Here is a 10192-nt window from a genome sequence, read left to right as displayed (position 1 = left end):
CCGCCGTTAGCGTCGTCTTGCCGTGGTCGACGTGACCGATGGTGCCGACGTTAAGATGCGGTTTCGTCCGCTCGAATTTCTGCTTGGCCATTGTGTTGTTCCTCCGCGTTCTTGCGCGATCTACTTATCCTTGTCAGCCGGAATGCGGCTTATTCCCGATCAGACCAGACGGCGTAAATCGCCGTGGGCAACAAGCGGCGAGTGGTCTGTTCTGGGATGGCCAACTCGCCGGCGGTTACATACCCATGAAATGGCGCCATCGTCTCGGCGAGCAGATTACCGATCGTCAGCGCCGAAATGGTTGTCGCATAGGCGCATACCAACACACCTAACGGTTGCTGGCTGAGCAACGCAGCGCATTGGGCTAGCAACTGCGGCAATTGTTCGTGCAAGCGCCAAATCTCACCATTTGGCCCGCGCCCAAACACCGGCGGGTCGAGCAAAATCAAATCGTAGCGATTTCCACGCCGCAATTCGCGGGCGACAAATTTACCGACATCATCGATCAGCCACCGGATTGGGCGGTCAGTTAATTCAGCCAGCGCCTGATTCTCTTGCGCCCAACGCACGGCAGGCTTAGAAGCATCGACATGCGTCACGTGTGCGCCGTAGCGAGCGAGATGCAGGCTGCTCAACCCGGTATACCCAAACAACACCAATGCGCGCGGCTGAGTACGGCGTTGCACTTGCCGGGCCAACCATTCCCAATGGGCGCTATGTTCTGGAAAGACGCCCGTATGGCGAAACGGCGTCAAGCGCAGCCAACAGCGCACCCCATTAGCATTGATCGGCCAGCGTTCGGGTAATGGGCGATGTTGTTGCCATTCACCCGGCCCCTCATCGCCGCGTGTGCGACGAAAGGCCGCATCAGACTTCTGCCATTCGGTCGCCGGCAAATGCGGCGACCAGATCGCCTGCGTCTCCGGCCGGGCCAACACATACGGGCCAAACCGTTCCAATTTCGCGCCGTGGCCCGAGTCGATCAATTCATAATCAGACCAAGGCGGCGGCGTCAGCAGGCGTAGTTCCATCGTCGCAGAAAAGGGACGACCGCGTGGGGCGGACGTCCCCGTCCTTCCTCACTAATTTGCGCTGCGCTTCTCGATAATCTCCTTGGCCAACGCATCAGGCAGCGGCTCGTAATGGTCAAACTCCATCGACGAGGTAGCGCGGCCCTGCGTTGCCGAGCGGAGATCCGTCATATAGCCGAACATATTAGCCAGCGGCACGAAGGCGCGTACCACCTGCGCATTGCCGCGAGCTTCCATGCCTTCGATGCGGCCACGGCGCGAGTTGAAATCGCCGATCACGGTACCAAGGAATTCCTCAGGCGTGACCGTCTCGACCTTCATAATCGGCTCGAGCAATTGCGGCTTGCTGCGGCGAACCGCTTCTTTGAGACACATCGAAGCCGCGATCTTAAAGGCCATTTCCGACGAGTCAACCTCGTGGTACGAACCGTCGTACAGCGTTGCCTTAACATCAACCACCGGATAGCCAGCGATCACGCCGGTTTGCATCGCTTCGCGCAGGCCCTGCTCGACGGCGGGGATGTATTCTTTGGGAATCACACCGCCGACGATCGCATTGACGAACTCGAAGCCACCGCCGGGGGGCAACGGCTCGAACTTAATCTTGACGTGGCCATACTGGCCCTTACCACCGGTCTGGCGGACGAAGCGGGTCTCGTGATCAACCGGGATGGTGATCGTCTCGCGGTACGAAACCTGTGGCTTGCCCTGATTCGCCTCGACCTTATACTCGCGGCGCATGCGATCGACGATCACCTCAAGGTGCAGCTCACCCATGCCCTTGATAATCGTCTGGCCGGTCTCAGGGTCGGTATAGACGCGGAAGGTCGGGTCTTCTTCGGCCAACCGGCTGAGTGCGATCGACAATTTATCTTGGTCAGCCTTAGTCTTCGGCTCGATGGCCAACTCGATCACCGGCTCAGGGAAGCGAATGCTCTCAAGCACGATCGGGTGATTGGGATCGCAGATCGTATCGCCGGTATAGGAGTTCTTGGGGCCAACCATCGCCGCGATTTCGCCGGCATACACCTCATCGATGTCTTCGCGATGATTGGCATGCATGCGGAGGAGGCGGCCAAGGCGCTCACGCTGGCCACGGGTCGAGTTAAGGACATACGATCCCTTCTCGATCTTGCCGGCGTAGACGCGGAAGTAGGCCAGCTTACCGACATACGGGTCAGCGACAATCTTAAAGACCAGCGCAGTAAACGGCTCGTCGTCGCTGACACGGCGGGTAATGACTTCGACGCCCTCATCACCCATCACCTGACCGGGCAAGGTGCCGGTAATCGCGGGGCGATCGAGTGGCGAAGGCAGGTATTCGATAACGGCATCGAGCAGCTTCTGGACACCCTTATTACGCAGGGCTGCACCGCAGAGTACCGGCACCAGCTTGCGCTCGATGGCCGCTTTGCGCAGACCGCGCTTCAATTCCTCGACGGTCAGCTCTTGGCCTTCGAGGTAGAGCAGCGTCAGCTCATCGTCGGTCTCGGCGATCATCTCGACCAGCTCACTGCGCGCCTTCTCAGCAGCGGGGCGCAGTTCGGCGGGAATCTCCTCTTCGCGGATATCCTTGCCGAGATCATCATAATAGATCGTCGCCTTCATCGAGAAGAGATCGATCGTGCCGCGGAACGTGTCTTCGACGCCGATGGGCAACTGGACGATCGCCGGTTTCGCGCCAAGGCGATCCTTAATCATCTGCACGCAGCGCTCGAAGCTCGCGCCGACGCGATCCATCTTATTCACAAAGCAGATGCGCGGCACATTATACTTATCGGCCTGTCGCCAGACCGTTTCCGACTGAGGTTCAACGCCAGCCACGCCGTCAAACACGACGACGCCGCCGTCGAGCACGCGCAGTGATCGTTCCACCTCTACCGTAAAGTCGACGTGGCCGGGAGTATCGATAATATTGATCCGATACTCAACGCCATTAAGACGCCAAGGGGCAGTCGTCGCTGCGGCGGTGATGGTAATCCCGCGCTCCTGCTCCTGCGGCATCCAGTCCATCGTTGCGGTACCCTCGTGAACCTCGCCGATCTTGTATGTGCGGCCGGTATAAAACAGGATCCGCTCGGTCGTTGTGGTCTTGCCCGCGTCGATATGGGCAATAATGCCGATATTGCGTACCTTGTCGAGTTCGATCTGACGTGGCATACCCGTCACATACTCCTACGTGAGGCGACGTAAGTCGCCGTATCCTCTAAACCGAGACCGGCGCTAGAGCCGGCCATAGTGGGCGAAAGCGCGGTTGGCTTCCGCCATGCGGTGAACATCTTCCTTCCGCTTGATCGTCGTGCCGGTATTGTTATAGGCATCGATCAATTCAGCGGCGAGGCGATCAACCATTGGCTTGCCCGAGCGAGCGCGGGCCGACATCAGCAACCAGCGCATGGCGAGCGAATAGCGGCGGTCGCTCTTGACCTCGACGGGCACCTGATAGGTGGCGCCGCCGACACGCTTGGGTTTCACCTCAATCGAAGGGCTGGCATTGCGCAGCGCCTGCTCGAAAATCTCCATCTGCGGCTTCTTGAGCCGTTCGGCGGCAAGATCAAGCGCCTGATAAACGATCCGCTCGGCGACACTCTTCTTGCCGCGCTCCATGACCTTATTGATAAACTTCTGGACAAGAACGCTGTTATAGCGCGCATCCGGCGGAACTGGCCGCCGTTCAACCGTACCGCGACGGGGCATACCGCACCTCTCCTACTTCTTACCGCCCTTGCCAGCGGCTGCACCCTTGCCGACCGGCTGATTCTTCTTCGTACCGTACTTGCTGCGACCCTGCTTGCGACCGTTGACTCCCTGTGTATCGAGCGTACCGCGCACGATGTGATAGCGCACGCCGGGCAAGTCTTTAACACGGCCGCCGCGGATCAGCACCACCGAGTGCTCTTGCAAATTGTGCCCCTCGCCGGGGATGTATGCCGTCACCTCAAGGCCGTTGGAGAGCCGCACACGGGCGATCTTGCGCAGCGCCGAATTGGGCTTCTTCGGCGTCATGGTCGTCACTTTGGTGCAGACGCCGCGCTTCTGTGGTGATCCGCGGCCGCGAGTCAGCTTCCCCTTCAGCGAGTTGTAGGTGAAGCGCAGGGCCGGGGCTTTGGTCTTTTTCACCACCGGCTTGCGCGGCTTCCGAACAAGTTGGTTAATGGTCGGCATCTAATGCTCTCCTTTAAACCGGCCTGCGATCAACAAGCTTTTGCAGACAAAATAATAACTGGCCCAAAGATCTGGTCGCAGTATGCCACTGCGCCTTAGAAGTGGGCCGCATGGCGCACAAACATTCTGCTGCGCAATTTCTTCGCAGCAGTATCGGAGTATAGCACCGTCGCTAGGCTTTGTCAAACAGGACAACGAATGGGACAACGAATGGGGGAACGAATGAACGAATGGGACAACGAATGGGGGAACGAATGAACGAATGGGACGACGAATGGGGGTTGAAGGGATGGGGGTGGTTTTGCTGTGCAGCGTTGTCTTTGTTTGTAGCCGGATGCGGTATGATGAGAGACGATACACCGCGTCAGGGCAGGAATAGCGATGAGATCAGGCCGGATTGATATTCTGGGGGTACCGATTGACGACGTAACCGAGCCGGAGGCGTTGGCGCGGGCAGCGGCGATGATCGAGGCCGGTGGGCCGCACCAGATTTGTACGGTCAATCCGGAGTTTATCATGGAGGCGCGGCGCCATCCGGCATTTCGCGCGGTGTTGCAGGCGTCCGATTTGAATACGCCTGATGGTTTTGGGGTGCTGCTCGCGGCGCGTTGGTTGGGCACGCCGTTGCGCGGGCGGGTGACCGGGGTGGAGTTGACGCAACGGTTGGCTCAGCTTGCGGCGGAACGCGGCTACCGCATCTTCTTTTTGGGGGCGGGGCCGGGGGTGGCGGAAGCGGCGGCGGCAGTGTTGCAACGACGCTGGCCGGGGTTGCAGGTTGCTGGCTGTTACGCCGGTTCGCCGGCGCCAGAAGCTGATGAGCAGCAGTGCGCAATGATTGCTGCGGTGCGGCCTGATATCTTGCTGGTGGCGTATGGCCATCCGCGCCAAGAGTTGTGGATCGCGCGCAACCAGCCGTTCTTGCGGATGCCGCTGGCAATGGGGGTAGGCGGGACGTTTGATTATCTGGCCGGGCGGGTGCCGCGCGCCCCGCAGGTGATGCGCCGGTTGGGGTTGGAGTGGGCCTTCCGCTTGGCGGTGCAACCGGCACGCTGGCGGCGGATGATCGATGCGGTGCCGGCGTTTGCGTTGGCGGTGCTCTGGCAGGGCCGGCGGGGCAGCGCAGCGGGAATGGGGAATGAGGGGGCAGGGAAATAAGATCAATGGCTCGTTGTTACGAGTGTAATGATACAGGCAGGAAATGCGACCTAAACCGTATTGCCGGCGGTGTGAGCCGGCGCTGGAAGCGAGGAGTGCTATGGCGCAGACCACAGCGGAAAAGATTGCAGCGCTGCGTGAGCGGCGCGAACGAGCGCGCAATCAAGACCCGGCGGCACTTGCCCGCCAGCATGAGCGTGGCAAGTTGACCGCGCGCGAACGGATTGAGCGTCTGCTTGACCCCGGTTCGTTTGTTGAACTCGATGCTTTTGCCGTCCATCGCACCTCGGCGTTTGGCATGGATCGGCGCAAGCCGTTGGGTGATGGTGTCATTACCGGTCACGGCACGATCGATGGCCGTCCGGTGTGTGTCTTTGCCCAAGACTTTACCGTCTTCGGCGGTTCGCTCGGTGAAGTGTTCGCCGAGAAGATTTGCAAAGTGATGGATCTGGCGCTGCGCATGGGCGTGCCCTGCATCGGGATTAACGACAGCGGCGGTGCCCGCATTCAAGAGGGTGTGGTGAGTTTGGGCGGCTACGCCGAGATCTTCTATCGCAACGTGCTGAGCAGCGGTGTCATTCCCCAACTCTCGATTATTGCTGGCCCTTGCGCCGGCGGTGCGGTCTATTCGCCGGCGATGACCGATTTTATTTTTATGGTCAAAAACATCAGCCAGATGTTTATTACCGGGCCTGATGTGATCAAGACTGTGACCGGCGAGGAGGTCGGCTTTGAAGAGTTGGGCGGGGCGATGACCCATAACACGCGCAGCGGCGTGGCCCATTTTGCCGCCGATACCGAAGATGAGTGCTTTGACCAGTTGCGAACGCTGCTGTCGTTCTTGCCGGCGAATAATATGGAAGACCCGCCGTACCAGCCGCCGACCGATGATCCTGAGCGGATGGACGAGGAGTTGCAGAGCATGGTGCCTGACAATCCGCGCAAAGCCTACGACATGATCAAAGTGATCGAATCGGTGGTAGATGATGGCTTCTTCTTTGAGGTGCAGCCGGCGTGGGCGAAGAATATTGTGATTGGTTTTGCCCGGCTTGATGGACACGTGGTTGGCGTCGTCGGCAATCAGCCGTTGCAAATGGCCGGTACGCTCGATATTGACAGCTCGGTCAAGGCAGCGCGCTTCGTGCGTTTCTGTGACGCTTTTAATATTCCGCTTGTGACCTTTGTTGACGTGCCGGGCTTCTTGCCGGGCACCCAGCAAGAATACGGCGGAATCATTCGTCACGGTGCGAAGTTGCTCTACGCCTACTGCGAGGCGACGGTGCCGAAGTTGACGGTGATTACGCGCAAAGCGTACGGCGGTGCGTATGACGTGATGGCGAGCAAGCATATTCGGGCCGACTTCAACTTTGCGTGGCCGACAGCCGAAATTGCGGTGATGGGGGTTGATGCCGCGGTGCGGATTATCTTCCGCAAAGAGCTGGCTGAAGCCGATGACTCGGCGGCGCGGCTGGCCGAGCTGGTGGAAGATTACCAAAATCGCTTTGCCAACCCGTATGTCGCTGCCGAACGCGGCTATATCGACGCCGTGATCGAGCCGCGTGAGACCCGTCCGGCCCTCATTCGCGCCTTGCGCCTCGCTCGCACCAAACGCCAGAGCCTGCCCGCGCGAAAACACGGCAATATTCCGTTATGATTGGTGTGATCGCGGCTTGAGATCTGGTAACACGTTTGTTGATGCCTGTGCTATTATAAACGTAACGCATCAATATGTAGAGCCGTTACGAGGCAACGGCTCTAAGACCAATCGTGTTGCACCGCAATAGCTCTATAATCAACGCTCGCAGGGTGGGAAGACAGGCATGAGTGATGTCGAGGGCGCGACAGGACAGGTGATCGAACTGCGCCTGCCAAGCCGGCTAGGGTATGAACGGATCGCGATGGATACGGCGGCGGCGCTGGCGCGGCGGATGGGGTTTGCTGATGAGCGGATTGACGCCTTGCGCACTGCAATCGGTGAAGCAGTGACCAATGCTATCGAGCACGGCAACCAAGCCGATGCGGCAATGAAAGTGGTGGTAGTGCTTACTGTGCGCCCCGATGAGTTGATTGTGAGTGTGTCTGATCAAGGGCGGCGAGTGCTGGAGCTTGAACAGACGAAGACGCGGCCTTGTATTGCTGACGCCTTTCAACGCGCTGATAAGGGCGGTTGGGGCATTTGGCTCATGCGTGAATTAATGGATGAAGTAGAATTTACCCTAGCGCCGGGCGGCGGGAATCAGGTACGAATGGTTGTCCATCTTGAACGCTCGCCGGTTGGTGATCAATAGACCGGGACACTATGCAGATCATCCTCCCCAGCATTCTCGGTTACGAAGTGGTTGCGTGTGACGCGGTGGCGTCATTGGCTCGACGTTGCGGTATTTCGCCAGAGCGTGTTGAAGACGTGAAGACAGCGTTGTGCGAAGCGTGTACGAACGCGATCGAACATGGCAATCGATCCGATCCGCAGCGGAAAGTGCAGGTGTTCTGCACCGTAGACGAACAGCGCTTGGTGATTGAGGTCTGCGATGAGGGCGGATTATTGCCGATGTTGCCGCGTAAGCCAGTTCAGTGGACGCTGAACCAGCGCGCTTCATTGCGTGGGATGGGGCTCATGCTCATTGTTACGCTCACCGATGAGGTGAGTGTCGTGGCTGACCCGAACGGTGGCACGTGTATGCGGCTCGTGTTTTACCGTGATCTGGCAGGATACAGCGTGAGTGCATCGTGATACTGCTGGATTATGGTGGATGATTTGAGGAGCGATCGATGTTAGAAGACGAGTTGACCGTCAATATTCGCCATCGCGACGGCGTGGCGATTATCGATCTGATCGGTGATGTGACCACCTTCGCCGAAGAGAAGATCAACGGCGCGTACCGGCAAGTAACGGCAAAGGGCGATCGGTTTATTCTGCTCAACTTTCGCCAAAACGATTATATTAATAGTGCTGGGATTGCTATTCTGATCGGGATTGTCACCGAAGTGAATCAGAATGGGCAGCAGCTGGCGGTCAGCGGATTGTCGCCTCATTTCCAAAAGATCTTTCGCATGGTCGGTTTGGCGCAATATGCCGAGATCTATCAGACCGAGGAGGATGCGCTCAGCGCGTTCAAGCGGCTAGGGGCAGTGGAATAGTGCATTGCACGAGTGTAGGTGCTGTTTTTGTTCGCCCTCTCGCGATCCGCAGCGAGAGGGCTATGTTGTCTCGATAGTCGCGATGGCGACGGCTAATTCGTCGGGGGTAACGACCGTATTTCCCAACCGCCGCACCACCAACGCCGCCGCGATGTTAGCTAGCGCCGCCGCTGCTCTCCCGCGGCAGCCGGCAGCTAACGCGAGCGTGGCGACGGCAATGAAGGTATCGCCGGCGCCGGTAGTGTCGAAGACTTCGCTTACGCGGTGGGCCGGCAGTTGTTGGTACGGCTCGTCGTCACCGATCAGCGCCAACCCTGCCGGGCCGCGGGTGACGATGACTAGCCGCGCCGCGAGTTCGTGATAGAGACGGGCAATGCCATCCGCCATTGTTGTATCGTCGAGCAAGGGTATGCCGAGGGCTGCCGCTGCTTCAGCATCGTTGCAGCGAAAGAGATCGGCGTGACGGTAGTAGTGTGAATTGCCCTGCGCGTCAACGGCAAAGATGACCCCGTGTTGGCGGCAGTGATCGCGGATCGCGGCTACCACCCGCGGCGTGAGCAACCCCTGTTGGTAATCGGAACAGATGACGGCGTCAGCAGCCGGTAATTGCTGATCGAGTGCAGCGATGACCCGATCCTCTTCGGCAGGAGTCAGCGGGCGGCGATCGAGCCGGTCGAGGCGGGCGACTTGCTGTGGCAGGCGGGGAGCGGCGTCGGCTAGAATGCGCGTTTTGCGCGTGGTCATGCGATCGGCGATGGTGATCACGCCGCTATCGTCAATTCCCGCGGTGCGCAGCAGAGTGTGCAAATGCGCCCCTTCCGCATCGTCACCGACGATCGCAATCAGACTGGCCTGCGAGCCGAGCGCCACCACATTGCGGGCCGGATTGGCTGCGCCGCCGAGGATCGTTTCCCGCCGTAGAAATTCGAGCACGGGAATCGGTGCCTCGCGGGAAAGGCGAGTGGCTTTGCCATACAGGTATTCGTCAAGAGTGATGTCGCCGACCACAACGATCCGCCGTCTAGCAAGGATGGACGGGTGCGGGAGATCGTGGAAGGGTGGAGCGTCTGCCATAGTCAGGTTTGATGATCCTAGCGGTCTCGTCCCGATCTGGGTGTGTAGGCGGTAAGGCGATGTTGCCGGGTTGGCGGGTGAAGGTGGGAGACCTTCACCCCGGCCCCGCTTCCGCGTGCGTTCAAGCGCGGACAGAACATCTGATCCGGAACCCGGCCCTTCAGAGCCGGGCTTAGGTTACGAAGCCCGCTGCGCGGGCTGATAGCTCTCACCCCCAGCCCTCTCGCCCGCCGTCAGGTGGGAGCGGGGGTGCGTTTTTTACCGCAGAGGGCGCCGAGGACGCAGAGGGAAAAGGGGAGCGGTGATACCAATCCCTTTGCACCTTTGCGAACTTTGGAATGGCCCCTCCCAGCCGCTCCTCGCTAGGGGGAGGAGTAAGGTTCCCCTCCCTCGGAGGGTTTACGGCATGAGCGCAGAGATGATTGATGGCTTTGCGATGCGCCGGTGTACCCTCACCCCCAGACCCTCTCCCACTGGCGCGGGAGAGGGGAGCAAAGCTACACTTTGAGGCATTGCACCGCGATCAACGGTTGTACTCGGTCAAATGTTCTATACGTCCCTCAGCCCGCGGGCGGGAGAGGGACGTGACAGGGTTAGCTGATGAAATGCTAGCTTGCTATCAGGCTCTC

General features: G+C 59.3%; 11 protein-coding genes. 5 read left to right on the top strand and 6 right to left on the bottom strand.

Features of this window, described 5'->3' with window-relative positions:
* From U9R61_RS19865 to rpsL, 5 genes are all read right to left on the bottom strand, one after another.
* Window positions 1-91, bottom strand: a 91-nt coding sequence (locus tag U9R61_RS19865) for a GTP-binding protein (RefSeq protein WP_322486859.1), incomplete at its 3' end; no start/stop codon positions are given.
* A gap of 58 nt (window positions 92-149) precedes the next feature.
* On the bottom strand, window positions 150-1031 hold the full coding sequence (locus tag U9R61_RS19860) for a class I SAM-dependent methyltransferase (protein WP_322490545.1): 882 nt from the start codon (window positions 1029-1031) through the stop codon (window positions 150-152).
* A 51-nt stretch (window positions 1032-1082) separates the two neighbouring features.
* Window positions 1083-3191 carry an elongation factor G gene (gene fusA, locus U9R61_RS19855; protein ID WP_322490544.1) on the bottom strand — a complete coding sequence of 703 codons (2109 nt, stop codon included), beginning with the start codon at window positions 3189-3191 and terminating at the stop codon, window positions 1083-1085.
* Between the two features lie 63 nt (window positions 3192-3254).
* Window positions 3255-3728 carry a 30S ribosomal protein S7 gene (gene rpsG, locus U9R61_RS19850; protein ID WP_066784871.1) on the bottom strand — a complete coding sequence of 158 codons (474 nt, stop codon included), beginning with the start codon at window positions 3726-3728 and terminating at the stop codon, window positions 3255-3257.
* 12 nt (window positions 3729-3740) lie between these two features.
* Window positions 3741-4196 (bottom strand): 30S ribosomal protein S12, encoded by a 456-nt coding sequence (gene rpsL / locus U9R61_RS19845; RefSeq protein WP_066784868.1) that lies wholly within the window; start codon window positions 4194-4196, stop codon window positions 3741-3743.
* Between the two features lie 381 nt (window positions 4197-4577).
* On the opposite strand from rpsL, the gene U9R61_RS19840 reads away from it, so the two are divergent.
* From U9R61_RS19840 to U9R61_RS19820, 5 genes are all read left to right on the top strand, one after another.
* Window positions 4578-5351 (top strand): WecB/TagA/CpsF family glycosyltransferase, encoded by a 774-nt coding sequence (locus U9R61_RS19840; RefSeq protein ID WP_322490543.1) that lies wholly within the window; start codon window positions 4578-4580, stop codon window positions 5349-5351.
* Between the two features lie 100 nt (window positions 5352-5451).
* The gene (locus tag U9R61_RS19835) at window positions 5452-7005 is read left to right on the top strand and encodes an acyl-CoA carboxylase subunit beta (protein WP_322490542.1); all 1554 of its coding nucleotides are present in this window, start codon (window positions 5452-5454) and stop codon (window positions 7003-7005) included.
* 166 nt (window positions 7006-7171) lie between these two features.
* Window positions 7172-7639, top strand: coding sequence for an ATP-binding protein (locus U9R61_RS19830; RefSeq protein WP_322490541.1), 468 nt, complete (start codon window positions 7172-7174; stop codon window positions 7637-7639).
* 11 nt (window positions 7640-7650) lie between these two features.
* Window positions 7651-8082 (top strand): ATP-binding protein, encoded by a 432-nt coding sequence (locus U9R61_RS19825; protein WP_322490540.1) that lies wholly within the window; start codon window positions 7651-7653, stop codon window positions 8080-8082.
* A gap of 38 nt (window positions 8083-8120) precedes the next feature.
* The gene (locus U9R61_RS19820; protein WP_322490539.1) at window positions 8121-8489 is read left to right on the top strand and encodes an STAS domain-containing protein; all 369 of its coding nucleotides are present in this window, start codon (window positions 8121-8123) and stop codon (window positions 8487-8489) included.
* 60 nt (window positions 8490-8549) lie between these two features.
* Here U9R61_RS19820 and U9R61_RS19815 read toward each other — a convergent pair whose 3' ends face one another.
* Window positions 8550-9563, bottom strand: coding sequence for a bifunctional ADP-heptose synthase (locus U9R61_RS19815; protein ID WP_322490538.1), 1014 nt, complete (start codon window positions 9561-9563; stop codon window positions 8550-8552).
* Between the last annotated feature and the right edge of the window lie 629 nt (window positions 9564-10192).

Origin of the sequence: Chloroflexus sp. (assembly GCF_034431535.1) — a bacterium.
Lineage (GTDB): Bacteria > Chloroflexota > Chloroflexia > Chloroflexales > Chloroflexaceae > Chloroflexus.
Note: the sequence above shows the minus strand (reverse complement) of the source record. Positions and strands in the feature narration are given on the sequence as shown.